This is a genomic window from Streptomyces sp. NTH33 (assembly GCF_003236365.1).
Taxonomy (GTDB): domain Bacteria; phylum Actinomycetota; class Actinomycetes; order Streptomycetales; family Streptomycetaceae; genus Streptomyces.
Map to the genome: position 1 here is coordinate 1 of NZ_POTZ01000059.1, position 24,044 is coordinate 24,044.

Below are 24,044 nucleotides of genomic sequence, written 5' to 3' on the forward strand. Positions count from 1 at the left end.
ATCTGCTGCAGCGTCGCACCGATGTCCGACGTACGCGTCGTGGTCATCGACTGCACCGACACCGGCGCGTCCCCGCCCACCGCCACCGACCCGACCTGGATCTGCCGGCTCCTGCGGCGCTCGGCGACCGGCCGGGCCGGTACCTCGGGGACGCCCAGGGGAATGGCGGTCATGGTGTCAGCCCCGGTTTCCGGAGACCGTCTCGCGCATCGCGCGCAGGGACTCCTTCAGCGACCCCATGGTGGCGAGCACGGCGGTGGGCTCGTAGCCGCAGTGCGCCATGCAGTTGGCGCAGCGCGGGTCCTTGCCGCGGCCGTACTTGTCCCAGTCGGTCTCCTCGACGAGTTCCCGGTACGTCGGGACGTATCCGTCGCTCATCAGGTAGCAGGGGCGCTGCCAGCCGAAGAGCGAGTAGTTGGGGATCGCCCAGGCGGTACAAGGGAAGTCGACCTTGCCCTCGAGGAAGTCGAGGAACAGCGGCGAGTGGTTGAGCCGCCAGCGGCGCCGGTTGCCGCCCGCGAAGGCCTTCCTGAACAGCTCGCGGGTCTGCTCCACGCCCAGGAAGTGCTCCTGGTCGGGGGCCTTCTCGTAGGCGTAGGCAGGCGAGATCATCATCTCGTCGACCTTGAGGTCGTCGTTGAGGTAGTTGAGGACGTCGACGACGGTCTGCGGGGTGTCGGTGTTGAAGAAGGTGGAGTTGGTGGTCACCCGGAAGCCGCGCCGCTTGGCCTCCTTGATGGCCGCGACGGCCTCGTCGAACACGCCTTCCTTGGCGACCGACTCGTCGTGCCGCTCGCGCAGTCCGTCGATGTGCACGGCGAAGGCGAAGTAGGGCGAGGGCTTGAACTGATCCATCTTCTTGCGCAGCAGCATCGCGTTGGTGCACAGGAAGACGTACTTCCGCCGGGCCACCAGCTGCCGCACGATCTCACCGATCTGGGGGTGCATCAGGGGCTCGCCGCCCGCGATGGACACCATCGGCGCACCCGACTCCAGCACCGCTCCCACGGCCTGCGCGACGGGCATGCGCTGCTTGAGCACTCCGGCCGGGTGCTGGATCTTGCCGCAGCCTTCGCAGGCGAGGTTGCAGGCGAAGAGCGGTTCGAGCTCCACGATCAGCGGGAACTTGTCCCGCCCGCGCAGCTTCTGTTCGGCCAAGTATGTAGCGACCTTGATGGACTGGCGCAGCGGCATGGCCATCTGGCTCACCTCCTGGGGAGCAGAACATTACGGTGCCATTCGAAGAAAGTCGGCAGGACGGACCGAAGAACACGGAAGGCTGATATTCCACCGCGGACCGTGCCGATACGGACGAGCTCATGTTCTGGAGCGTCCACGACCACCCGCACGGCCGCAACCGGGCGCGCGCCCGTGCGTACGGCGGTCAGAAGCGTGGCCGCCGACTCCATGTCCGCGGCGATCGCGCCGGTCGCGCGCAGCTCGGACCGCTCGGGTCCGCGCACGACGTGGTCGGAGCCGGTGAGCGGTCCGGTGTGGACGGTGCGCCCGGGCAGGGTGCGCGCGAGTTCCTTGACGAGCAGTTCGGTGCCGACGCACGGCACGGTGCCGCGCGGGTCCCGGGTCTCCTCGGCGACGACGAGGTCGCCGGGGTGCATGCCCGGGGCCAGTCCCGCGCAGAAGCCCGTGGCCAGCACCGCGGCCCGCGTCAGCGGCGGGTCGGCCAGCACCCGGGCGACGGACCGTTCCGCCGCCCTGGGCCCCATCCCCGTCCGCAGCACGGCCACCGGCCCGCCCGCGTCCCACTTGTCCGGCTCGGCTCCGGGGCGCTGAAAGCCGGTGTCGAGGGTCCGCCTCGCCCTGCGGTCGCTCGTGCGCAGGGCGAGGTGTTCGATGCCGAGCGCGCAGGCGATCAGCAGCGGGGCCGGGCCGGGCCGGGTGCTCATCAGCTTCCCTTGGCCTCGGCGCGGGGACGGTCCCCGCGGGCCTTGTCGGCGAAGGGGTCTCCGTGGACGTACCGGCCGAGCGCGGTGAGCGGGAAGACCTGCCGGTAGAGGTGGTAGTTGATGGAGAAGTCCCAGGGGAAGCCGGTGCCGGTGAAGTACGGCTCGTCCCAGGAGCCGTCCTCGCGCTGGGTGGCCGCGAGCCACTGGACGCCGCGCTCGACGGCCTTGGACTCCTTCTCCCCCGCCGCGAGCAGCGCCATCAGCGCCCACGCGGTCTGCGAGGCGGTGGAGGCGCCCCTGCCCCTCCACTGCCCGACGTCCTGGTAGGAGCGCAGGTCCTCGCCCCAGCCGCCGTCGTCGTTCTGCACGCTCTTCAGCCAGGCCACCGCGCGGCGGATCGCCGGGTGGGAGCCGGGCAGGCCGGCCGCGGTCAGGGCGGGTACGACGGACCCGGTGCCGTAGAGGTAGTTGACGCCCCAGCGGCCGAACCACGAGCCGTCCGGCTCCTGTTCGGTCAGCAGCCACTGGATGCCGCGCCGGGTGCGCGGGTCGTGGGACAGGCCCTCGACGGCGAGCATCTCCACGACGTGCGCGGTGACGTCGGCCGACGGCGGGTCGATGACCTCGCCGAAGTCGCAGAACGGCAGCCGGTTGGGGAAGGGGCTGGTGTTGTCGACGTCGAAGGCGCCCCAGGCGCCGTTCCTCGACTGCATGCCGAGGTTCCAGCGGACCCCGCGTCCGATGGCCTTGTCCACTCGCTCCGGGTCGTGGTGCCTGACCCGGCGCAGCGCGAGGACCACCTCGGCGGTGTCGTCGATGTCGGGGTAGTTGTCGTTGTGGAACTCGAACGCCCAGCCGCCCGGCGGCAGTCCCGGCCGGCGCACCGCCCAGTCGCCGGGGCGCACCACCTGCTCGCCGAGCATCCAGTCGGCGGCCTTGACCAGCTGCGGGTGGTCGGCGGGAAGGCCGGCGTCGGCGAGCGCGATGGTGGCCAGGCAGGTGTCCCAGACGGGCGACTGGCAGGCCTCGATCATCCGGGCGCCGTCCTCGCGCCAGACGGCGAAACGGTCCAGCGACTGGAGGCCGGCGCGCATCACCGGGTGGTTCAGGTCGTAGCCCAGCAGGTGCAGCGCGATGATCGAGTACACGGCGGGCGGCTGGATGCCGCCCCAGCAGCCGTCGTTCTCCTGCCGTTCGATGATCCAGCGGGCCGCGGTGTTCATCGCGGCCCGGCGCACCCGTTTGGGCGCCACCTTGTGGAAGGCGTGCAGCGCCCTGTCCAGGCGCTGGAAGACGCCGTCCCAGCTCGTGGCCGGGGCGAGCGGCCCGGGCGGTCCGGGACGGTCCGGGTCGGGGTGCAGCTCGTCCAGCGGGAAGGGCGCGGGGCGCACCGGCCGCTTGGCGGAGACGATGGTGAGCGGCACGATGGTCTGCCGGGCCCAGCAACCGAAGTCGTAGATGTTGAGCGGCAGCCAGGAGGGGAACCAGATCAGCTCGGGCGGGAGTTCGGGCAGGTCCTCCCACTTCCACCAGCCGAACAGGGCGAGCCAGATCCGGGTGAAGACGCGGGAGGCGGCGATGCCGCCCTGCGCCCGGATCCAGGCGGAGGCCCTGGCCATGTGGGGGTCGTCGGGCGCGTCGCCGGCCAGGCGCAGGGCGACGTAGGCCTCGATGGTGGCGGAGAGATCGCCGGGTCCGCCGTAGAAGGTGGCCCAGGTGCCGTCCTCGCGTTGCTCGCCGCGGATGAACAGGGCGGCGGCGCGGGTGGTCGCCTCGTCGGAGATGCCCAGGAACTGGCGCAGCAGCAGGTCCTCGGCGTCCATGGTGACGTTCGTCTCGAGGTCGCCCTTCCACCAGCCCTCGGCGTCCTGCCGGGCGAGGAGGAAGTCGGTGGCCCGTCTGACGGCGTCCGCGGCGGCTTGAGGTGCCCCGGCCGCCTCGGGGGTGGTGAGTACGGTTTCCGTGGTCGCGGCAGCGCGGGGCGGCAGTGTCGCCCCGGTGCTTCCGTCGGTCGTCGCTGTCATGGCTTCCCCTTCATGCAGTCGTGCGAGTCGTGCTGCTATGGGTCCGCCGTCGGCCGGTACCTGAAACCTTGCGGCACCGGCCGGCGACTACGCGAGGCTGGTTCGGCCGATAATGATCAACTCTTTCGTACGACGACGAAGTCCGCGAGCGCCGTGAACGCGGCCCGTACCCGCTCGGGCATGTGCACGGCGTCGAGGGCTTCGATGGCGATGGTGTGCTGACGGCGTGCCTCCTCGGCCGTCCACTCGCGGCCGCCCGCCTCCTCGATGAGGGCGGCGCGGGCCGCGAACTCCTCCTCGGAGAAGTTCGCGAAGTCGCTGCTCTTGGCGTCGGCGGCGAGGATCTCGCCGAGCCGCTCGGAGGCGGAGCCGCCCGCCGCGAGCGCGGCCACGACGGGCAGGGACTTCTTGCGCTGGCGCAGATCGCTCCAGGTCTGCTTGCCGGTGGCCTCCGGGTCGCCCCAGATGCCGAGGAGGTCGTCGACGGCCTGGAAGGCCAGGCCGAGGTGGTAGCCGTACTTCTCCAGCGTGTCGGCGGTGCGGTCGTCCGCGCCGCCGAGGACCGCACCGACGGAGGAGGCGCAGGCGAGCAGGGCGCCGGTCTTGTTGCCCTCCATCTCCAGGCACTCCTCGACACTGACGCGGTCGCGGTGCTCGTAGGAGATGTCCTGCGCCTGACCGTCGATCAGAGCGCGGCTGGCGGTGGTCAGACGGCGGGCGGCGCGGCCGGCCTCGACGGTGCCGAGCTCCAGCAGCACCTCGTTCGCCAGGGCGAACAGGGCGTCGCCGACCAGGATGGCCTGGGCGGGGCCGTGCACCTTCCAGACGGTGTCACGGTGGCGGCGCTGCTCGTCGCCGTCCATCAGGTCGTCGTGCAGCAGCGAGAAGTTGTGCACGAGTTCGACGGCGACCGCGCCGGGCACGCCCACCTCGGGCGCGGCCCCGGCGGCCTCGGCGGAGAGCACGGCCAGGGCGGGGCGTACGGCCTTGCCACCGGCCCCCCGCGCGGGGTTGCCCGCGGCGTCGATCCAGCCGAAGTGGTAGGCGGCGACGGTGTCCATGGGAGGGGCCAGGCGGTCGACGGCCGTCCGCAGTACCGGCGTGGCCAGGGTCCGGCCGCGCTCCAGCAGCGCGGTCACGTCCACCGCGGTCCCTCGAGCGGGCGTCGAGGCCGGGGGAACAGTGGGCACAGTCTCTCCTCTTGTTGCGGTGCAGGAAGTGCGGAGGCCTGCCGCGGACTGCTGATCGAGCGTCATGCCGCCGCCTCCTCGATGGCGAGGAGACGGTTCGGGCGGGGCCGGCCCAGGGTGCTCAGCGCGGCGTCGGCCGCCTTCACACCGCTGCGGACCGCACTCTCCATGGTCGCGGGCCACCCGGTGGCGGTCCACGCTCCGGCCAGGTACAGGCCGGGTGCCTTGGTGCGGGCGCCGGGCCGCAGCCGCCCGACGCCGGGGGCCGGGGCGAACGTCGCCGTGCGCTCCCGGGTCACGAAGAAGTCCTTCACCTCGGCGCCGCGCGCGCGGGGCAGCAGCCGCCTCAGTTCGGGCAGGTAGCGCTCGCGCAGCACGGCGACGGGCGCGTCGATCTGGTCCTGCGCCACCGACTGGGACACCGCCAGGTACTGGCCGTGTTCCAGCCCGGACGCCTCGGTGCGGTCGAAGACCCACTGCACGGGCGTGCCGAGGGCCGCGAAGAAAGGCTTGCTGAGCACGGTGCGGTCGTAGACGACATGGACGTTGAGGATCGGCGCGGTGCCGATGCCCAGCAGCCGGTCGGGAGCGTCCAGGGCGCCCGGCGGCAGCAGGTCGTGCGCCTCGCGCTGGGGTACGGCGAGGACGACGGCGTCGGCGAGCAGTGTCTCGCCGGGAACCTGAACGTTCCAGCTCCCGTTCTCGTCGGGGGAGACGGAGGTGACGCGGGTACGGACCTCGGTGCGCACGCCCGCGGCGTCGAGCGCCCTGCGGGCCAGCCGGTCGTGCAGTTCGCCCAGCGGGACGTGGGCCCAGCCGATGTCGGCCGCGCCCGGGTCGGACAGCAGGCCGGTCTTGAACACCATCGCGGCCAGCGCCAGCGAGGCGTCGGACGCGACCGCGTTGAGGGTGGCGATCCCGACCAGGTCCCACAGGGCCTCGACGGCGCGCGCGGACTGGCCGTGCGCGGTCAGCCAGCTGCCGAAGTCCTGTGCGTCCAGGGCCGGATCGGCGAGGTCGAGTCCCTTGAGCGCGAGCGCGGCGCGCCCCACCCGGGCGCGCTCGGCGAGCGTCAGGTGCGGGTAGGTGGCCAGGCTCCGTCCCAGGTGCAGGGGTACGGGCAGCGCGTCACGGCGCAGTCTGCCCAGGCGCCGTCCCTCGGGCCGGGCGGCGTCGAGGACGGGCACCTCGAGCCGGTCCTGCAGCGGGGCGAGCGCCGCGCCGCCGATCCGGTCGAGGAACCAGCGGTAGGCGGTGCAGCAGCGCAGGTACACGTGCTGTCCGTTGTCGACGGTGAGGTCGCCGCGCCGGAAGGAGAAGGCGAGCCCGCCCAGGCGTGGTCTGCCCTCGAGCAGCGTCACGCGCACTCCGGCGTCGGCGAGTTCGAGCGCCGCGGTCAGACCGGCGAGTCCGCCGCCGACCACGACGGCGTGCCGCCCGGCCGGGCCGGAGGCGTCGGTGAGCGGCCCTTCCCGCCGCATGCCGTCGGTCATCGTGCGCCCTCCCCTGTGCGTCCGCCGCGGTGAGCGGCTGCCCCGCGGGCGACGGTCGCAGTCAGGGACGCCGCCCGGCGGCGGAGGGTTGCCCGCCGTTTCCCGCCGGTGGCGTCACCGTGGAACGACATGTCCATCAGGCACGCCTCCTGACGGCCTGCCGGGTCACGTGCCGGGTGTCGAGGCCGGACAGACCGCGCACGGCGACGTACGCCTTCTCGCGTCCGGGCAGCGAGACCCGGCCGCGCAGCACGGCCTCAGGGTCGCGCTCGATGCGGTCGAGCAGGCGGCGGTAGATGCCGGCCATGGCGGCGACGCACGCGCCGCTGCGCCGGTCCAGCAGGGGCAGCAGCCGGTAGCCCTCGGCGAACAGGGCGCGGGCCCGCCGCACCTCGAAGTGCACCAGGCCCGCGAAGTCGGAGCCCTCCGGCGATGTCGGCCCGTGGAACCCGGCCGAGCAGCCGAACTTGGCGAGGTCGTCGGCGGGCAGATAGGTGCGGCCGTCCTCGGCGTCCTCGCGGACGTCTCTGAGGATGTTGGTCAGCTGCAGCGCGAGCCCCAGCGTGTCGGCGTACTCGGGGGCGCGTTCGGCGCCGCGCGCTCCCGGTTCGGTGCCGAACACGCCGAGGGAGAGCCGCCCGATGGCCCCGGCCACGCAGCGGCAGTAGGCCTTCAGGTCCTCCCAGGTCTCGTACGTCTCGCCGCGTACGTCCATCAGGACGCCGTCGATGAGCTCGTCCAGGCCGCCGAGCGGGATCGGGAAGCTGCGGGCCGCGTGGTGGAGGGCGACGGCGACGGGGTCGGTGTCATCGTCCTCGACCGCCCCCGCGCGGATCCGGCCGAGCAGTGCCCTCGCATCCTCCAGACGGGTGATTTTGACGTCGTCGGCCAGCGCGCCGTCGCCGATGTCGTCGACACGCCGGGAGAACGTGTACAGCGCCGACATCGCGCGGCGCTTGGGTGTCGGCAGCAGCCTGATGCCGTAGGCGAAGTTGCGGGCCTGCCCTCCGGTGACGGCCTCGCAGTAGCTGTAGGCGGCGAGTACCGGCGCGGACACGTGCGGTTCCGACTCCACGGCCCGGATCACCCCTCTCCTCGCAGAGTCACGCCCACCTCGCGCAGCAACCGGACCTTGCCGGGCTTGGGCGGGCCGGGAAGTACGTCGTAATCGGCGGCGGCGATCGCGTCGATCGCCGCCCTCCCCCCCGCCACGAACCCTGCGAGCAGCAGCTTCAGCCTGCCGTGGACGCTACCCACGAGGGGGGCGCCCTCATGCAGGAGCGCACGGGCGCGTTCCGCTTCGTACGCGACCAGGGCGCGCACCGACGCGCCCGCGGTGGGCGTGGCGAGATCCGCCTCCTGGACGTGAAAGCGTTTCATGTCCGTGGCGGGCAGATAGATGCGGTCGCGGCCGAGGTCCTCCCTGACGTCCTGGAGGTGTTCGACGATCTGCAGGGCGGTGCAGATCGCGTCGGAACGGCGGATCCGCTCGGGGGTCGAGGTGCCGGTGACGGCGAGGACGAGGCGGCCCACGGGGTTGGCGGACAGTTCGCAGTAGGCGAGGAGGTCGTCGTAGGTCTCGTACCGTTTGACGAGCTGGTCCTGGCGGTTGGCGGCGATCAGGCCGAGGAACGGCTCGGGGGTCAGCGAGCGGCGGCGGACGGTGGGCTGCAGCCGGCGCAGCAGGGGGTGCCGCGGAGTGCCGTCGAAGACCCGGCGCAGATCGGCCTCGAAGGCGTCGAGGAGCACCAGGCGGTCCTCGGCCTCGGCGGCCGGCACGCCGAGCAGCCGGGCGTCGGCGCCGCCGGGGGCCAGGTCGCCGTCGCCGATGTCGTCGACGAGGCGGGCGAAGCCGTAGACGGCCATGAGGTCGGTACGCCAGTCCCTGGGCAGGAAGAACGGTGCCACGGGGAAGTTCTCGCCCGCGGCCTTGTCGAGGGTGGCGCGCTCGGGGTCGCGCGCCGTCTGTGTCGGGGTCATCGTCCGCTGCCTGGAACGGGGACGGCACCTGCTCCGTTGAGCTGGGGAGTTTCCATAGCCATTGCCGTCACATCTCCCGTTCTACACTGCCGACCCAACACACACTATTTCGGACACGCCGCCCGGCCGTCCACGGGGCGGCCGTGGCGGAGGGGTCGCGCGTTATCTCCCCAGTTGCCGCTTTCCGGGACCGCTACAGCTTACGTTGTACAACGCACCATGGTCCGCCGGGGTGTCCTGGACATCACAACAACACACCCATGGGTGTCAAGATTCCGGGGCCGGGCGGGAGTTGACGCATCCTTTGCAGACGCCGGACCCCGCCGGACGGTTCCGGCGAGGCCCGAACGGGTGCGCCTACTTGCTCGTGAACTTCTCGTACTCCTTGAGCACCTCTTCGGTGGGCCCGTCCATGCGGAGTTCCCCGCGTTCCAGCCACAGCACCCGGTCGCAGGTGTCGCGGATCGACTTGTTGTTGTGGCTGACCAGGAAGACCGTGCCGGCCTCCTTGCGCAGCTCCCGGATGCGTTCCTCGGACCGCTTCTGGAACTTGCGGTCACCGGTGGCCAGCGCCTCGTCGATCATGAGGACGTCGTGGTCCTTGGCGGCGGCGATGGAGAAGCGCAGCCGGGCCGCCATGCCGGAGGAGTACGTGCGCATCGGCAGCGTGATGAAGTCGCCCTTCTCGTTGATGCCGGAGAAGTCGACGATCTCCTGGTAGCGCGACCTGACCTCCTCGCGGGACATGCCCATGGCGAGCCCGCCCAGGATGACGTTGCGCTCGCCGGTCAGGTCGTTCATCAGCGCCGCGTTCACGCCGAGCAGCGAGGGCTGGCCGTCGGTGTAGACCCTGCCCTTCTCGGCGGGCAGCAGGCCAGCGATGGCACGCAGCAGGGTGGACTTGCCGGAGCCGTTGGAGCCGATCAGGCCGATCGCCTCGCCGCGGTAGGCGATGAAGGAGACGCCCTTGACGGCGTGCACCATGCGCACGCCCCGCGCCGTGTCGTCGGAGCCGCGTTTGAGGATGCGGCTGAGCGCCGCGGTGGCGCTGCCCCTGCCGGTCTTCGCGCCGTTGACGCGGTAGACGATGTGCAGTTCGTCCGCGATGACGGTGGGCACCCGCTGCCCGCCGTCGCGCGTGTCGTGGTTGCGGTCCCGGTCAGCCACGGCCGTACTTCTCCTCAGCCTTCCAGAAATACACGAAGCCGCCGACGAAGAAGACCACGGCCCAGCCCAGGGCGGCGGCCCAGACGTGCGGAGGCAGGTGCGAGGAGCCGTAGCCGTCGATCAGCGCGAAGCGGATCAGGTCCATGTAGACGGCGGCGGGGTTGTACTGCATCAGCCGGATGAACCACTCCGGCCGGCCGGCGAGCATGCCGTTGAGGGAGAACATCACGCCCGACGCGTACATCCAGGTCCGCGTGACGAACGGCATCAGCTGGGCGAGGTCGGGGGTCTTGGCGCCCATCCGGGCCATGATCAGCGCGAGACCGGTGTTGAAGAGGACCTGCAGCGCCAGCGCCGGCACGATCAGCAGCCAGGACAGGCCCGGATAGCTGCCGAAGACCATGATTACGACGAAGAGCACGATCATCGAGTACAGCAGCTGCTGCAGCTGCTGCAGCGCGAAGGAGATCGGCAGGGAGGCGCGAGGGAAGTGCAGCGCGCGCACCAGCCCGAGGTTTCCGGAGATGGCGCGCACACCGGCCATGACCGAGGTCTGGGTGAACGTGAACACGAACACGCCCGTCACCAGGAACGGGATGTACGTCTCCCGGTCCAGGCCCCGGGTGGCCTTGATGATGACACCGAAGATGAAGTAGTACACGGCGGCGTTCAGCAGCGGGGTCGCCACCTGCCAGAGCTGGCCCAGCTTGGCCTGGCTGTACTGGGCGGTCAGCTTCGCCCGGGAGAAGGCCAGGATGAAGTGGCGCCGCCCCCAGAGCTGACGGACGTACTCCGGCAGCGGCGGCCGGGCCCCACTGACGGACAGCCCATACTTGTCGGCGAGCTGGGCCGCCGTGAGGCCCTCGTCGGGCGACGGAGCCGTACCGAGGGCGACGCCGCCGTCATGCGTTGTCTCACTCACAAGTGGAAACTTTCGTCTTCGAGATGCGCACCCAGTGCGGATGTACGGGCAGGGCACGAGCACCGGCCGGGCGGGCCGGACGCTCCCGGGGAACGAGCTTGTCAGATGACCGGTGGCCGGCCCAGTCGGGTGAGTCGCCACACCGTACGCCACCTCATGGGCCGACGCGGCCCGCACGGTGTGGTCCAGCCCTCCTTGAAGCCTCCGAACCAGGCCTTCAGGGCCGGGCGCGAGGGGCGGCGGGCGAGGGTGAGCAGCAGCCACACCCCCAGGTAGACCGGGACGAGAGGGGCCGGGAGGTTGCGGCGGGCGAGCCAGACGCGGTTGCGGGCGACCATGCGGTGGTAGACCGCGTGCCGCGAGGGCGCGGTCGTCGGGTGGTACAGCACCATGTCGGACCGGTAGTCGATCATCCAGCCCGCGTCGAGGGCCCGCCATGCCAGGTCGGTTTCCTCGTGGGCGTAGAAGAATTCGTCCGGCAGACCGCCGACTTCCGCGAAGACCCGCGTCCGTACGGCGTTGGCGCCGCCGAGGAAGGTGGTCACCCGGGAGGAGCGCATCGGGTCCGAGGCGCGCAGCCGCGGCACGTGGCGGCGCTGGGTGACGCCGGTGTCCGGGTCGGCGATGCGGAAGCTGATGATGCCGAGCCGGTCGTCGGCCGCGAAGGCCCGGCGGCACAGCTCGGCGGTGTCGGTGCGGGCGAGCAGGCCGTCGTCGTCGAGGAACAGCAGGATGTCGACGTCGCCGCCGCCCGGGCCGAACGCCTCGATGCCGGCGTTGCGGCCGCCGGGGATGCCGAGGTTCTCGGGCAGCTCCACCGTCCGTACGCCCTCGGGGACGTCCGGGACGGGCGAGCCGTTGCCGACGACCACCACCTCGACCCGGTCGCCGTCCTGCTGGGCGACCGAGTCGAGCAGGGCCCGCAGCTCCTCGGTGCGGTTGCCCATGGTGATGATGACGGCGCCGACCCTGAGCGGGGAGTCCGAAGAGGTCATGGCGCTCACCTCAGCCTGCTGGAGGCGAGGATGGACACCAGGTGCAGCACGGTCTGCAGCAGCGCGATGCCGGCGAGCACGGCCGTGCCGAGCCGGGTGAAGAACAGGTCGCCCCTGCTCGCGTCCACGATCGCGAGGACCAGGATCAGCAGGGACGCCTCGATCCCGAGGATCAGCCGGTGGAACTTGAGCGCCGCGGCGGCCCGGCGGGCCAGCGCCATGCCGGAGGAGCGCGGCTCGGACGCGGCCTCCTTCACCGGCGGCAGCCCTCCCTGGTGGCGGGCGACGCCGACGAGGTCGGTCTCCGCCTTGATCAGGATCGCGCCGAGGGCGGCCAGAGTGCCGAGGAAGGCCCAGAGCCAGTCGATCCGTCCGGGCCCCCACAGGTCGGCGGCGCGCAGGCCGAGACCGACCAGGACCGCGGCGTCGGTGAGATAGGCCCCGACCCGGTCCAGGTAGACCCCGCCGAGCGAGAACTGCTGCTTCCAGCGGGCGATCTCACCGTCGACGCAGTCCAGCAGCAGGTACAGCTGGACCATCACCACACCGAGCACCGCGCCCGCGACCCCCGGCACCAGCAGGGCGGGGGCCGCCAGGACGCCGAAGACGGTCATCAGGTACGTGAGCTGGTTGGGCGTGACCCTGGTGCCCACCAGGTAGCGGTCGACCCTCAGGGACACCTCCCGCATGTAGAGGCGGCCCGCCCAGTGCTCACCACTGCGCCGGTCCTTCACCCCTTCGGGGTGCACGACCGGCCGTAGTTCAGCTACCGATGGTCTTGACATAGTCGAGGTAGTGGTCCTTGATCTGGTCGGACGTGAGGTCGAGGTGTTCGAGGATCGTGTAGCGGCCGGGCCGGGTCTCCGGGGCGAACTCCACGACCCGGACGAACTCGTCCACCGTGAAGCCGATGTCCCCCGGCAGCACCGGCAGCCCGTGCCGGCGCAGCACCTCGGCCATGGCGGCCGACTCCTCGTGAGCCCCGCGCAGGTGCATCGCGAAGGCCGCGCCCAGCCCGCACTGCTCGCCGTGGCTCGCGGCCCGCTGGGGGAACAGCAGGTCGAAGCCGTGGTTGATCTCGTGGCAGGCGCCGGAGGCGGGCCGTGAGTCGCCGGAGACCGACATGGCGATACCGGTGAGGACCAGGGCCTCGGCGAGCACCTGCAGGAAGTTGCTGTCACCGATGCCGCCCGGATGCCGCAGTACGGCCTCGCCCGCCTGGCGGGCCATGGCCGCGGCCAGGCCGTCGATCTTCTCGCCGTTGACGCGGTGGGACAGCTCCCAGTCCGCGACCGCGGAGATGTTCGAGACGGCGTCGCCGATGCCGGAGCGCACGAAGCGCGCCGGGGCGTCACGGATCACGTCCAGGTCGATGAGGACGGCGATCGGGTTCGGCACGCCGTACGAGCCGCGGCCCGCGTCGTTGTCGAGGGTGGCGACCGGGGAGCACAGGCCGTCGTGCGAGAGGTTCGTGGGCACGGCGACCAGGGGCAGGCCGATGCGCGCCGCGGCGAACTTGGCGCAGTCGATGATCTTGCCGCCGCCCAGGCCCACGACCGCGTCGTAGCGGCCGGCCTTCATCTCGCCGGCCAGCCGGATCGCGTCGTCGAGGGTGCCGCCGCCGACCTCGTACCAGGTGGCGCCGGGCAGTGAGGGGGCGATCCGCTCGCGCAGCCGGGCGCCGGAGCCGCCGCTGACGGCGACGGCGAGCCGGCCGGAGTGCGAGATGCGCTCGTCGGCGAGCACGCCGGCCAGGTCGTCGAGGGCACCCGGGCGAATGTCCACGACGACCGGGGACGGGATGAGCCGGGTCAGTACTGGCACGCGATCTCACGTCCCTTGGCGAGATCGTCGTGGTTGTCGATCTCGACCCACTTGACGTCGCCGATCGGCGCGACGTCGATCCTGAAGCCGCGGTCGACGAGCTCCTGGTAGCCGTCCTCGTAGTACAGCTGCGGGTCCCGCTCGAAGGTGACCTTCAGCGCGTCGGCCAGCTCCAGGGCGGCGTCGCCCTCGATCAGGGTGACGCCGATGTACTCGCCGGTGGCCTCGGCCGGGTCCATCAGCTTGGTGATCCTGCGCACGCCCTTGTCGGGGTCGGCGACGACCTTCATCTCCTCGTCGGCCAGGGACTTCACGGTGTCCAGGGCGAGGATGATCCTCCTGCCGTCGCCGCGGGCGGCGAGCAGGGTCTTCTCGACGGAGACCGGGTGGACCGTGTCGCCGTTGGCGAGTATCACGCCGTCCTTGAGGGCGTCACGTCCGCACCACAGGGAGTAGGCGTTGTTCCACTCCTCGGCCTTGTCGTTGTCGATCAGGGTGAGCTTCAGGCCGTACTTGCGCTCCAGGGCCGCCTTGCGCTCGTACACGGCCTCCTTGCGGTAGCCGACGATGATCCCCGCCTCGGTCAGGCCGATCTCGGCGAAGTTGCCGAGGGTGAGGTCCAGGACCGTCGGGCCGTCCTCGGTACCCGCGGGCCCCACCGGCACCAGCGCCTTGGGCAGGGTGTCGGTGTAGGGGCGCAGGCGCCGTCCGGCGCCGGCTGCCAGCACGAGGCCGATCATGCGGGTTCTCCTTCATCGTGTACGGCGGGTGCGCCCCTCAGATGAGAGGCCACCCAGAAACGAATACTCTCGGTGAGCACAAGCAGGGCGACGGCCACGGCGAGGGCCGTGAGCGCGATCGTGAACTGCGCGGCGGTGAGCAGGGCGGCCAGCACGGTGACGAGCAGCGTCCGCCCCTCCTGCCCCCCGAGGGCGCGTACCAGCCAGGCCGGCGGCGCTCCGGCGTTGCCGCGGATGCGGTACACCGTGTCGTAGTGATGGTAGGCGACGGCCGCCACCAGGCCGAAAGCCGCGGGAAGCGCTCCGGGCACGTCCGCTCTGGCCGCCAGGACCAGGACGGTGCCGTACTCGGCGACGCGGAACAGCGGGGGGACGAGCCAGTCGAGGGGGCCCTTGAGGGGGCGGTGCAGCGCCTGCCCCGAGGCGACGGCGTAGACGACGGCACCCGCGACGGGCGCCCAGGTCACGCCGGAGAAGAGGGCCACGGCGAGAACCGCGATGCCCATGAGTGCCACCAGGAGCGGGAAGCCGAGACGGACGCGCGTCGCGCGGGCCACGAGTCCGGCGAGCGGCCCGTTGTCCGCGAGGTCCGCCAGCGCCTGCGCCGCCCGGTCGGCACGCCGTGCCTTGCGGGCCACGGACCGCAGGACGCGGCCCGCCGTGGTGTACGTCGCCGCGAAGGCGCAGCCGACGAGCAGCACGTAGAAGGTGATCCTCGGGGTGGTGGCCGCGGTGAGCACCGCGATCATCGCCCAGCGTTCGCCGATGGGCAGGACGATCATCCGGCGCACCCAGACCGTCCAGCCGACGCTGTCCAGCCTGTCGGAGAGGGCGGCGGCGGGGCTGGTGCTGGCGGCCGTGTCTCCGGCGTTCGCCTCGTTGAAGGAGAAGTCGACCACGTGCCGGCAGGTCTGCAGGACCATGGCGCCCAGGGCCAGGGCCCACACGTCGTCGCCGCCGCGGGCGGCGCCGAGGGCGAGGCCGGCGTAGTAGGCGTACTCCTTGGCCCGGTCGAAGGTGGCGTCCAGCCAGGCGCCGAGGGTGGAGTACTGCAGCGAGTAGCGGGCGAGCTGGCCGTCGGTGCAGTCGAGGACGAACGAGGCGATGAGCAGCACGCCGGCGGCGACGAACCCGCCGCGGGTGCCGGTGGCGGCGCAGCCGGCCGCTATGAGCGCGGTGAGCAGGGACGCGGTGGTGACCTGGTTGGGGGTCAGGCCGCGGCGGGCGCACCAGCGGGCGATGTAGCGGGAGTACGGGCTGATGAAGAAGGTGGTGAAGAAGCCGTCGCGGGCTTTGACGGCCGACTTCAGGCGGATGGCCTCGTCGTCGACGGCGGCGACGGCCTGCCGTGCCTCGTTGCGGGTCTGGGGGTCGTCGGGTACGGCGGCGACGAGGCTGCCCAGCTCGGGGCGGTGCACGTCGGCGCCTTCGGCGTCCAGGGCGTCGGCGATCCGGTCGGCGAGGCTGTGGACCTCCCCCACGCTCGACCTCGCTCGCGCGGGAAGGCCCCCGCCCGTGGTGCCGTCGCCGGCGGAGTTCTCGCGGGTGATCGCACGGGTCAGCGCCTGGCGGCCGGCCGGGCGTGCGGTCACCGCGCCGGGGACGGCGGCGAGCGGGAAGCGGGGGTCGGTCAGGCCCAGGCGCAGCGCGTGCGGATGGCCGACGAACCGGGCGTCGACGACGGCGACCCGTTGGTCGGCGGGCACCTGGGCGAGCAGGGTCTCGGCGTCGGAACTGTCGGCGGCGATCCGCACGTCGAAGCCGAGAGACCGCAGATCGCTCTCGAGCGACGATCCTGGGACCGGCTGACCGGTGAGGATGGCGGTCGACAACCGAACTCACTCCCTGGGTGCCGACGCGTCCGCGCCGGTCATGTACATGATGGGGCGCCGCTTGCCTGTGGCACCCGGGCGGCATCGGCAGAGGCTATCGGATGCCGGGGAGCCCGCGTTCACCGCCCGTTCAGGGGCCGATCACGTGATCTGCCGCAGCCTTCGCCGCGGCCATCATCGGTGATCCGGGGCCCGGGTCACAAACTCCGCACCGGATCAGGCGTTCCCTACGGGTGGGCGCCACGAGCCTGTTGTCCCGTCCTGGGCTGAACGATCATGGTATGACCGGTCGCCGGCGGGGCCGGTTGCATCGGGGCGCATGTGGCGAGGGTCATGGCGGAGGCCGGGGAGCGCGTGGTCGCGCTCGACGGCCTGCCGGCCGGCGACGCCGCGCGGCTGCCGGACGAGGTGCCGCTGGTCCGGGGCTCCTCGCTGGACGGGGGGCTGCTCGAGCGGGTGCTCGCCGGAAAGCGGCGGGTCCGGGCGGCGGGGCGGGCCCACGGGATCGCGGCCGTCTGCCTGCGCCGCTTCGACGTGGCCGGGGCAGTCGCCCCGGAACCCGCAGACACCGGCGTGTCCGACATCGTGCCGATGGTCTTCGACCGCCTCACCCGCGGCGAGGCACCGCAGGTCTTCGGCGACGGCTGCCCGATGACGGACGGCACCTGTGTCCGGGACTGCCTTCACGTCGCCGACCTGGCTCAGGCCCACCTCGCCGCCGCCCGGCGCCTGACCGGACCCGGGGCCGGCGGCGACCTGACCGTGAACACCGGCCGCGGCGAGGGCGTGTCGGTGCGCGAGCTGATCACGGCCGTCGTCGAGGTAACCGGCGGCCGGCGGCCGCCCGTCGTCGAGGCGCGCCGCCCCGGGGGCGCCGCCCGCGCCGTCGGCTCGGCAAAGCGGGCCGCGGCGGAGCCGGGCCGGCGGGCCCGGCGCGGGGTACCCGAGAGGGTCTCCTCCGCGCGGCAGGGCCGGCTGCGGCACCGCGGCGTCTGGCTCCGGTCTTGTTTTTGCGCAGGTCAGGGCACATGACAACGGTGTTCAGTGCCGCTTTGCCCCATACCCCCCGCCCGTAGTTCACTGTGATCCCGGGCGGAGTTCACCGTGGCCCCGGGCGGAGCGACGGAAAGGGCGGTCAGTCACATGGGTGCCGGTCACCATCACGGGCACGCGCACGGCGCCGGAGCCGCCGGCACGGCGGCGGCCGCGCACCGCGGCACCTTGCGCATCGCACTGTCGATCACGCTCACCGTGATGGTGGTGGAGATCGTCGGCGGTCTGCTCGCGGACTCCCTCGCGCTGGTCGCGGACGCCGCCCACATGGCCACCGACGCGCTCGGCCTCGGCATGGCGCTGCTGGCCATCCACTTCGCCAACCGTCCGCCGAGCCGGAACCGCACCTTCGGCTACGCCCGCGCGGAGATCCTCGCCGCGCTCGCCAACTGTCTGCTGCTGCTCGGCGTCGGCGGCTACGTGCTCTACGAGGCGATCCAGCGGTTCCTCGTCCCGGCCGAGACCCAGGGCGGGCTGATGATCGTGTTCGGCGCGATCGGCCTGGTCGCGAACTCGGTCTCCCTGATGCTGCTGATGCGCGGCCAGAAGGAGAGCCTGAACGTGCGCGGCGCTTTCCTGGAGGTGGCCGCGGACGCGCTCGGCTCGCTGGCGGTCATGATCTCGGCGGCGGTGATCCTGCTCACCGGCTGGCAGGCCGCCGACCCGATCGCCTCGCTCGTCATCGGCCTGCTGATCGTGCCGCGCACCTTGAAGCTGCTGCGCGAGACCCTCGACGTGCTGCTGGAGGCGGCGCCGAAGAACGTCGACATGGACGAGGTACGGGCGCACATCCTGGCCCTGGACGGCGTGGAGGACGTGCACGACCTGCACGCCTGGACGATCACCTCGGGTCTGCCGGTGCTGTCCGCGCACGTGGTCGTCACCTCCGAGGCGCTCAACGCCATCGGGCACGAGAAGCTGCTGCACGAGCTGCAGAGCTGCCTCGGCGACCACTTCGACGTGGAACACTGCACCTTCCAGCTGGAGCCGACCGGGCACGCGGAGCACGAGGCCCGGTTGTGCCACTGACGGCCTCCGCGGGCCGTTCCCGGCCCGCGGGGTGCCCGGACGGTTCCGGGTCGTCCGGGGCGGGCACGATCACCCACCGGACCCCGCTCGCGGCGCCGCGCGGGACATGCGGGGTGCCGGGAAGCGCCGGGAGTGCCGGTTTCGTACGGCAGACTTGGGGTGGAGGACCGAGGCGAAGGATGGGTATGCCGATCACACCTGCCACCGCGGAGCACAGCTCGTCGAACGGCACCGCGGACGCGATCATGCTGGAACTGGTCGACGAGGACGGTGCGACGATCGGCACCGCGGAGAAGCTCGCCGCCCATCAGCCACCGGGGCGCCTGCACCGTGCCTTCTCGGTGTTCCTCTTCGACGACCGCGGCCGGCTGCTGCTGCAGCAGCGGGCCCTGGGCAAGTACCACTCCCCCGGCGTGTGGTCCAACAGCTGCTGCGGCCACCCGTACCCCGGTGAGGCGCCCATGGCGGCGGCGGCCCGGCGGACGTACGAGGAGCTGGGGATCTCCCCGTCGCTGCTCGCCGAGGCCGGCACGGTGCGCTACAACCACCCGGACCCGGAGTCGGGACTGGTGGAGCAGGAGTACAACCACCTCTTCGTCGGCCTGGTGCAGTCGCCGCCGCGGCCCGACCCGGAGGAGATCGGGGCCACGGCGTTCGTGACGCCCGCCGAGCTGGCGGAGCGGCAGGCCGGGGACACCTTCTCCGTCTGGTTCCCGACCGTGCTGGACGCGGCCCGGCCCGCGATCAGGGAGCTGACGGGTCCCGCGGGCTGGTAGTCCCGGCCGGCGGCGGTGCGCGGGCGGTCCGCGGGACCGGTGGCGGCTATCGCGCGGGTTTGAGCGGCAGGGCGACCCAGATCACCTTGCCGCCGCTCGCCGTGTGCTCGGCGTCGCAGACCCCGCCGGCCTCCCGGGCGATCTCGGTGACCAGGAGCAGCCCGCGGCCGCCGGTCTGCCCGTGGTCGGCCTCCAGGGCGGTCGGGCGGTAGGGGTGGTTGTCCTCCACGGACACCCGCACCCACTCGGCGCCCACGGCGACCTCCACGGCGAGTACCGGTGACAGCAGCGCCGCGTGCCGTACGGCGTTCGTGACCAGCTCGGACACGATCAGCAGCAGCCCGTGGACCAGGTCGTCCGAGGCCGGAACGCCCTGGCGCAGCAGCAGGTCCCGGACCGCGTGCCGGGCCTGCGGGACCGAGGCGTCGACGGCGGGCGCGGTGAACCGCCAGACCCCCTCGTACGGCAGCGGATCCGGCGGCCCGTCGTCCAGAGGTGCCCCCGCGCCGCCTTCTGGGCGCGGGCCGTACCCGCGCCCGTGGTTGTCCATCGTCCGGTCGCCACCCTCACGCTCGATTGTCACCACACGTCGAGTGTTGGTAACGCACCGCTCCTCACCCAAGGACTGAACACAAGTCAGCGTGTTTCGAGCGCTTTGTGACCGTTGGCGTATGACTCGGTCACGTGTGGGACTGCTCCTGCCCCGTCCGCGCCGACTTCGCGAACTCTTCGGGTTGTACGGTCCGCGGCCCGCGCGTTGCCGCCCTACGGCATCCGGTCGGAGACCATGCCGACGACACGGCGGCCGCCGAAGCCGGTGGCGATCAGGCCGAGCCCGTCGAAGAGGAGGGCGAGGGAGATGAACGCGCCGATGACGTACTGGCTGCTGCTCGGCCAGTTGGCCAGCACCAGGACGCCCAGCAGCAGGTAGAAGACGCCCAGCAGGAGCGTCCAGCCGAACTGGGGACCGCGCACGACGGCGCTGCCGACCACCCGGAACAGGCCGCCGGTGAGGAACAGCAGGGCGGCGAACATGGTGAGCGCGGCGGCGGCCGCGTGCGGGTGGCTGATGATCACCACTCCGGCGGCGATGTTCAGGGCGGCGACGATGGCGCCGAGCCAGAAGAAGCTGGAGCCGCGGGCCTGGACCGCGTGCAGCAGCCCGATGATCCCGCCGATCAGCAGCAGCCAGCCGAACAGGAGCATGGAGGTCAGGGTGACGGCGGCGGTGTAGACGAGTCCGACGAGTCCGGCGACCACCAGGAGCACCCCGAGTCCGGCGAGCAGGCCGAAGCCACGGCGCATCCTCGCCGTTTCACTGCGGGGCTTGTGGGGCTTGGTGAACCTGGCCATCGGCGCCTCCTCGCTGCCGCAGCACACCCCCGGTTCCCTGGTCCCCCTCCCCTCCTTGATCAAACGCCCGGCGGGGTCGCTACGATCCGGCGCATGGAGCCGCAGCTGCTGCACGACGTCACCGACGGGGTCGCCACCGTCGTCGTCCGCCATCCGGCCAAGCGCAACGCGATGACGGCCGCGATGTGGCGGTCGCTGCCGCCGCTGCTGGAGGACCTGGCGGCGGACCCGGGCGTACGGGCCCTGGTGCTGACGGGCGCGCACGGGACGTTCTGCGCGGGCGCCGACATCTCCACCCTGCGCGGCTCCCCCGAGGAGGCGCAGCGCCTGTCGGTGCTGGCCGAGGAGGCCCTCGCCGCGTTCCCCAAACCGACGCTGGCGGCGGTACGCGGGCACTGCGTGGGCGGCGGCGCCCAGCTCGCCGCGGCCTGCGACCTGCGGTTCGCGGAGGCGGGCGCGCTGTTCGGCGTGACACCGGCCAGGCTGGGAATCGTCTACCCCGCCTCCTCCACCCGCCGCCTGGTCTCCCTGGTGGGCCCGGCCACCGCCAAGTACCTGCTCTTCTCAGGCGAGTTGATCGACACCGAGCGCGCGCTGCACACGGGCCTGGTCGACGAGGTCCTGCCCGAGGGACAACTCGACCGGCGGGTCACGGAGTTCACCCGCGTCCTCGCCTCCCGCTCCCAGCTGACCCAGGCCGCGGCCAAGGAGTTCGCCGACGGCCGCACGGACCGTGACGCCCACTGGGCGGAGCAGGCACGCGGCAGCGGCGACACGGCGGAGGGGGTCACCGCCTTCCTGGAGCGCCGTGCGCCGCGGTTCTCCTGGAGCGTGCGGTAGGCCGGGCCTCGCCTCACGTCCCGTGTCGGGCCCTACGTCAGGATGAAGCGGCTCTTGGTACGGAACTCCTCGACGAGGTGCGCGGGGGCCTTGTCCGGGGATCCGGCGTCGTAGGGCGGCCGAGGGTCGTACTCGGTCAGCAGGATCGCGCCGGTGCGCACCGAGACCAGCCGGGCCGCCCGCGGCCCGTGCCCACGCAGCCACGCGACCAGCCGCGCGTCCGGGCGGCGGGTGCCCTCGCCACCGGGGACCAGCAGAGTGTGCGGCACGGGCGCCCCGGCGAGCGAGCCGTCCGGGACGAGCCCCAGCCCGCTGGAGGCGCGTACGGGCTCACCGTCCAGCGAGGCGGTACGGATGCGGTACGTCCCCGGTACGGCCTTCTCCGCACCGGCGAACACCTCCAGGGGCCCGGTGACATCGAGGCTCTGCACGCCGTCGAAGAGAACGACGAGAACGGTTCGCTGCGCCATGCGCCCGATTCTTGGCGCCCGCCACAACGACCGCAACGACGAATTTCCCACCTTTCCTGCCATGCGGCCCACCGTCCGCCGCGGCGCGGCGCGGCGAGGTTCGGTGCGACGCGGTGGTGCCCTGGGCGCCGATTGTCGGTGGGGCCTGTCAGAATTGCGGCGCACCAGTGGAGTGAGAAGGCGGTACGGGAACGTGACGACACCCCTCACAGGGTCCATCGAAAGCAGGATCGCCGAGGAGCTCGGCGTACGGGAGCGGCAGGTCAGGGCCGCCGTGGAGCTGCTGGACGGCGGCTCGACGGTGCCCTTCATCGCCCGTTACCGCAAGGAAGCGACCGAGATGCTCGACGACGCGCAGCTGCGCTCGATCGAGGAGCGGCTGCGCTATCTGCGGGAGTTGGAGGAGCGGCGCACCGCGATCCTGGAATCGGTGCGCGAGCAGGGCAAGCTCACCGAGGAGTTGGAGGCGCGCATCCGCGGCGCCGAGACCAAGGCGCGGCTGGAGGACGTCTACCTGCCGTACAAGCCGAAGCGGCGGACCAAGGCGCAGATCGCCCGGGAGGCGGGCCTGGAGCCGCTGGCCGAGGGGCTGCTCGGGGATCCGGGCGTCGAGCCGACGGCCGCGGCGGCGGCGTTCGTGGACCCGGAGAAGGGGGTGGCCGATCCCCAGGCCGCACTCGACGGGGCCCGCGCCATCCTCACCGAGCGGTTCTCCGAGGACGCCGACCTGATCGGCGAGCTGCGCGAGCGCATGTGGGTGCGCGGGCGGCTGGCCGCGAAGGTGCGCGAGGGCAAGGAGGAGGCGGGCGCCAAGTTCGCCGACTACTTCGACTTCGCCGAGCCGTTCACCGAGCTGCCCTCGCACCGGATCCTGGCCCTGCTGCGCGGCGAGAAGGAGGAGGTCCTCGACCTCGTCCTGGAGCCGGAGGAGCCGACGGACGGCCCGTCGTCGTACGAGGGGATCGTCGCCCACCGCTTCGGCATCGCCGACCGGGGCCGGCCCGCCGACCAGTGGCTGCGGGACACGGTCCGCTGGGCCTGGCGCACCCGCATCCTCGTCCACCTCGGCATCGACCTGCGGCTCCGGCTGCGCACCGCCGCCGAGGACGAGGCCGTGAACGTGTTCGCGGCCAACCTGCGCGACCTGCTGCTGGCCGCCCCGGCCGGCACCCGCTCGACGCTCGGGCTCGACCCCGGGTTCCGTACGGGCGTGAAGGTCGCCGTGGTCGACGCGACCGGCAAGGTCGTCGCCACGGACGTCGTCCACCCGCATGTCCCGGCGAACAGGTGGGACGAGGCGATCGCCAGGCTGGCCCGGCTGGCCGAGGAGCACGCGGTCGAGCTGGTCGCGATCGGCAACGGCACGGCCTCCCGCGAGACCGACAAGCTCGCCGGTGAACTCATCGCCAAGCACCCGGAGCTGAAGCTCACCAAGGTGATGGTCTCGGAGGCGGGCGCGTCGGTGTACTCGGCCTCCCCCTACGCCTCCCGGGAACTGCCCGACATGGACGTGTCGTTGCGCGGCGCGGTCTCCATCGCCCGCCGGCTGCAGGACCCGCTGGCCGAACTGGTCAAGATCGACCCCAAGTCGATCGGCGTCGGCCAGTACCAGCACGACCTGTCCGAGGTGAAGCTGTCCCGCTCGCTGGACGCGGTGGTCGAGGACTGTGTGAACGGCGTCGGCGTGGACGTCAACACCGCGTCCGTGCCGCTGCTCGCGCGCGTCTCCGGCATCACCTCGTCGCTCGCCGAGAACATCGTGGCGCACCGGGACGCCAACGGTCCGTTCGCGTCGCGGACGCAGCTGAAGAACGTCCCGCGGCTCGGCCCGAAGGCGTACGAGCAGTGCGCGGGCTTCCTGCGCATCCGCGGCGGCGACGACCCGCTGGACGCCTCCAGCGTGCACCCGGAGTCGTACCCCGTCGTCCGCCGGATGGTGAAGACCACGGGTCAGGAGGTGGCCTCCCTCATCGGCAACACGGGTGTGCTGCGCTCGCTGAGGCCCGCCGACTTCGTGGACGACACCTTCGGTCTGCCGACGGTCACCGACATCCTCAGGGAACTGGAGAAGCCGGGGCGCGACCCGCGGCCGGCGTTCAGGACGGCCACCTTCAAGGAGGGCGTCGAGAAGATCTCCGACCTGTCGTCCGGGATGGTCCTGGAGGGCGTCGTGACGAACGTGGCCGCCTTCGGCGCGTTCGTGGACGTCGGTGTCCACCAGGACGGTCTGGTGCACGTCTCGGCGATGTCCAGGACGTTCGTCAAGGACCCGCGGGACGTCGTCAAGCCCGGTGACATCGTCAAGGTGAAGGTGCTGGACGTCGACATCCCGCGCAAGCGGATCTCGCTGACCCTGCGCCTGGACGACGAGGCGGCGCCGCAGGAGCGGCAGGGCGGCGGTGAGCGGGGCCGGCGCGGCGGGCGCCCGCCGCAGCAGCGACAGGGCCGCGGC

At 72.1% G+C, this 24,044-nt stretch carries 22 protein-coding genes and 2 pseudogenes; 5 read left to right on the top strand and 19 right to left on the bottom strand.

Features of this window, described 5'->3' with window-relative positions:
• The 16 genes from C1I97_RS08695 to C1I97_RS08765 form a co-directional block, all read right to left on the bottom strand.
• A partial coding sequence (locus tag C1I97_RS08695) for a flavodoxin-dependent (E)-4-hydroxy-3-methylbut-2-enyl-diphosphate synthase (RefSeq protein ID WP_181446639.1) occupies nt 1–173 on the bottom strand: 173 nt, incomplete at its 3' end.
• Between the two features lie 4 nt (nt 174–177).
• Complete coding sequence (gene hpnH / locus C1I97_RS08700) at nt 178–1,200, bottom strand: adenosyl-hopene transferase HpnH (RefSeq protein ID WP_111002645.1); 1,023 nt, start codon at nt 1,198–1,200, stop codon at nt 178–180.
• A gap of 5 nt (nt 1,201–1,205) precedes the next feature.
• Entirely contained in the window at nt 1,206–1,904 is a 699-nt protein-coding gene (locus C1I97_RS08705; protein WP_111002646.1) for a phosphorylase family protein, read from the bottom strand.
• Nucleotides 1,904–3,928 (bottom strand): squalene--hopene cyclase, encoded by a 2,025-nt coding sequence (gene shc / locus C1I97_RS08710; RefSeq protein ID WP_111002647.1) that lies wholly within the window; start codon nt 3,926–3,928, stop codon nt 1,904–1,906. Before shc ends, C1I97_RS08705 begins: the two co-directional genes overlap by 1 nt.
• Nucleotides 3,929–4,044: 116 nt before the next feature.
• Complete coding sequence (locus tag C1I97_RS08715) at nt 4,045–5,184, bottom strand: polyprenyl synthetase family protein (RefSeq protein ID WP_111002648.1); 1,140 nt, start codon at nt 5,182–5,184, stop codon at nt 4,045–4,047.
• Nucleotides 5,181–6,611 carry a hydroxysqualene dehydroxylase HpnE gene (hpnE, locus tag C1I97_RS08720; protein ID WP_111002649.1) on the bottom strand — a complete coding sequence of 477 codons (1,431 nt, stop codon included), beginning with the start codon at nt 6,609–6,611 and terminating at the stop codon, nt 5,181–5,183. Before hpnE ends, C1I97_RS08715 begins: the two co-directional genes overlap by 4 nt.
• A complete protein-coding gene (locus C1I97_RS40640; protein WP_220040813.1) occupies nt 6,608–6,748 on the bottom strand; it encodes a DUF6380 family protein in 141 nt (46 codons plus the stop codon). Before C1I97_RS40640 ends, hpnE begins: the two co-directional genes overlap by 4 nt.
• Complete coding sequence (gene hpnD / locus C1I97_RS08725) at nt 6,748–7,698, bottom strand: presqualene diphosphate synthase HpnD (RefSeq protein WP_181446640.1); 951 nt, start codon at nt 7,696–7,698, stop codon at nt 6,748–6,750. Before hpnD ends, C1I97_RS40640 begins: the two co-directional genes overlap by 1 nt.
• Complete coding sequence (gene hpnC, locus C1I97_RS08730; protein ID WP_111002650.1) at nt 7,695–8,591, bottom strand: squalene synthase HpnC; 897 nt, start codon at nt 8,589–8,591, stop codon at nt 7,695–7,697. Before hpnC ends, hpnD begins: the two co-directional genes overlap by 4 nt.
• 357 nt (nt 8,592–8,948) lie before the next feature.
• Nucleotides 8,949–9,758, bottom strand: a complete 810-nt coding sequence (locus tag C1I97_RS08735; RefSeq protein ID WP_181446641.1) for an ABC transporter ATP-binding protein — start codon at nt 9,756–9,758, stop codon at nt 8,949–8,951.
• Entirely contained in the window at nt 9,751–10,680 is a 930-nt protein-coding gene (locus tag C1I97_RS08740) for an ABC transporter permease (protein WP_111002651.1), read from the bottom strand. Before C1I97_RS08740 ends, C1I97_RS08735 begins: the two co-directional genes overlap by 8 nt.
• A gap of 101 nt (nt 10,681–10,781) precedes the next feature.
• A complete protein-coding gene (locus C1I97_RS08745) occupies nt 10,782–11,675 on the bottom strand; it encodes a glycosyltransferase family 2 protein (RefSeq protein WP_111002652.1) in 894 nt (297 codons plus the stop codon).
• Between the two features lie 5 nt (nt 11,676–11,680).
• The gene (locus tag C1I97_RS08750) at nt 11,681–12,460 is read right to left on the bottom strand and encodes a CDP-alcohol phosphatidyltransferase family protein (RefSeq protein WP_181446642.1); all 780 of its coding nucleotides are present in this window, start codon (nt 12,458–12,460) and stop codon (nt 11,681–11,683) included.
• Entirely contained in the window at nt 12,438–13,499 is a 1,062-nt protein-coding gene (locus C1I97_RS08755) for an iron-containing alcohol dehydrogenase family protein (RefSeq protein WP_111002654.1), read from the bottom strand. The genes C1I97_RS08750 and C1I97_RS08755 overlap by 23 nt, the downstream gene beginning before the upstream one ends.
• Nucleotides 13,487–14,239, bottom strand: a complete 753-nt coding sequence (locus C1I97_RS08760) for a phosphocholine cytidylyltransferase family protein (RefSeq protein WP_111002655.1) — start codon at nt 14,237–14,239, stop codon at nt 13,487–13,489. Before C1I97_RS08760 ends, C1I97_RS08755 begins: the two co-directional genes overlap by 13 nt.
• Nucleotides 14,236–16,071, bottom strand: coding sequence for a DUF5941 domain-containing protein (locus C1I97_RS08765; RefSeq protein WP_111002656.1), 1,836 nt, complete (start codon nt 16,069–16,071; stop codon nt 14,236–14,238). Before C1I97_RS08765 ends, C1I97_RS08760 begins: the two co-directional genes overlap by 4 nt.
• A gap of 288 nt (nt 16,072–16,359) precedes the next feature.
• On the opposite strand from C1I97_RS08765, the pseudogene C1I97_RS08770 reads away from it, so the two are divergent.
• From C1I97_RS08770 to idi, 3 genes and pseudogenes are all read left to right on the top strand, one after another.
• Nucleotides 16,360–17,103 (top strand): annotated as a pseudogene (locus tag C1I97_RS08770) (NAD-dependent epimerase/dehydratase family protein); the annotation flags it as partial.
• Nucleotides 17,104–17,214: 111 nt separating this feature from the next.
• Nucleotides 17,215–18,153 carry a cation diffusion facilitator family transporter gene (locus tag C1I97_RS08775; RefSeq protein ID WP_111002657.1) on the top strand — a complete coding sequence of 313 codons (939 nt, stop codon included), beginning with the start codon at nt 17,215–17,217 and terminating at the stop codon, nt 18,151–18,153.
• 185 nt (nt 18,154–18,338) lie between these two features.
• A complete protein-coding gene (gene idi / locus C1I97_RS08780) occupies nt 18,339–18,929 on the top strand; it encodes an isopentenyl-diphosphate Delta-isomerase (protein WP_111002658.1) in 591 nt (196 codons plus the stop codon).
• Nucleotides 18,930–18,975: 46 nt separating this feature from the next.
• Here the strand turns inward: idi and C1I97_RS08785 are convergent, their stop codons facing one another.
• Together C1I97_RS08785 and C1I97_RS08790 are read right to left on the bottom strand one after the other, a co-directional pair.
• Nucleotides 18,976–19,479, bottom strand: coding sequence for an ATP-binding protein (locus C1I97_RS08785; protein ID WP_111002664.1), 504 nt, complete (start codon nt 19,477–19,479; stop codon nt 18,976–18,978).
• A 215-nt stretch (nt 19,480–19,694) separates the two neighbouring features.
• Entirely contained in the window at nt 19,695–20,282 is a 588-nt protein-coding gene (locus tag C1I97_RS08790) for an HdeD family acid-resistance protein (RefSeq protein WP_111002659.1), read from the bottom strand.
• A gap of 93 nt (nt 20,283–20,375) precedes the next feature.
• Between C1I97_RS08790 and C1I97_RS08795 the strand changes: the two genes are divergently transcribed.
• Nucleotides 20,376–21,122, top strand: a complete 747-nt coding sequence (locus C1I97_RS08795; protein WP_111002660.1) for an enoyl-CoA hydratase/isomerase family protein — start codon at nt 20,376–20,378, stop codon at nt 21,120–21,122.
• Between the two features lie 137 nt (nt 21,123–21,259).
• On the opposite strand, the pseudogene C1I97_RS08800 reads toward C1I97_RS08795, so the two are convergent.
• Nucleotides 21,260–21,592: pseudogene (locus C1I97_RS08800) on the bottom strand (DJ-1/PfpI family protein); the annotation flags it as partial.
• 193 nt (nt 21,593–21,785) lie between these two features.
• Between C1I97_RS08800 and C1I97_RS08805 the strand changes: the two are divergent.
• Nucleotides 21,786–24,044, top strand: a 2,259-nt coding sequence (locus C1I97_RS08805) for a Tex family protein (RefSeq protein WP_111002661.1), incomplete at its 3' end; no start/stop codon positions are given.

Coding starts and splice junctions, on each gene's coding strand:
- hpnH (WP_111002645.1), bottom strand. CDS start 1,200: ATGGCCATGCCGCTGCGCCAGTCCATCAAGGTCGCTACATACTTGGCC.
- C1I97_RS08705 (WP_111002646.1), bottom strand. CDS start 1,904: ATGAGCACCCGGCCCGGCCCGGCCCCGCTGCTGATCGCCTGCGCGCTC.
- shc (WP_111002647.1), bottom strand. CDS start 3,928: ATGACAGCGACGACCGACGGAAGCACCGGGGCGACACTGCCGCCCCGC.
- C1I97_RS08715 (WP_111002648.1), bottom strand. CDS start 5,184: ATGACGCTCGATCAGCAGTCCGCGGCAGGCCTCCGCACTTCCTGCACC.
- hpnE (WP_111002649.1), bottom strand. CDS start 6,611: ATGACCGACGGCATGCGGCGGGAAGGGCCGCTCACCGACGCCTCCGGC.
- C1I97_RS40640 (WP_220040813.1), bottom strand. CDS start 6,748: ATGGACATGTCGTTCCACGGTGACGCCACCGGCGGGAAACGGCGGGCA.
- hpnC (WP_111002650.1), bottom strand. CDS start 8,591: ATGACCCCGACACAGACGGCGCGCGACCCCGAGCGCGCCACCCTCGAC.
- C1I97_RS08745 (WP_111002652.1), bottom strand. CDS start 11,675: ATGACCTCTTCGGACTCCCCGCTCAGGGTCGGCGCCGTCATCATCACC.
- C1I97_RS08750 (WP_181446642.1), bottom strand. CDS start 12,460: ATGTCAAGACCATCGGTAGCTGAACTACGGCCGGTCGTGCACCCCGAA.
- C1I97_RS08760 (WP_111002655.1), bottom strand. CDS start 14,239: ATGATCGGCCTCGTGCTGGCAGCCGGCGCCGGACGGCGCCTGCGCCCC.
- C1I97_RS08775 (WP_111002657.1), top strand. CDS start 17,215: ATGGGTGCCGGTCACCATCACGGGCACGCGCACGGCGCCGGAGCCGCC.
- idi (WP_111002658.1), top strand. CDS start 18,339: ATGCCGATCACACCTGCCACCGCGGAGCACAGCTCGTCGAACGGCACC.
- C1I97_RS08785 (WP_111002664.1), bottom strand. CDS start 19,479: ATGGACAACCACGGGCGCGGGTACGGCCCGCGCCCAGAAGGCGGCGCG.
- C1I97_RS08790 (WP_111002659.1), bottom strand. CDS start 20,282: ATGGCCAGGTTCACCAAGCCCCACAAGCCCCGCAGTGAAACGGCGAGG.
- C1I97_RS08795 (WP_111002660.1), top strand. CDS start 20,376: ATGGAGCCGCAGCTGCTGCACGACGTCACCGACGGGGTCGCCACCGTC.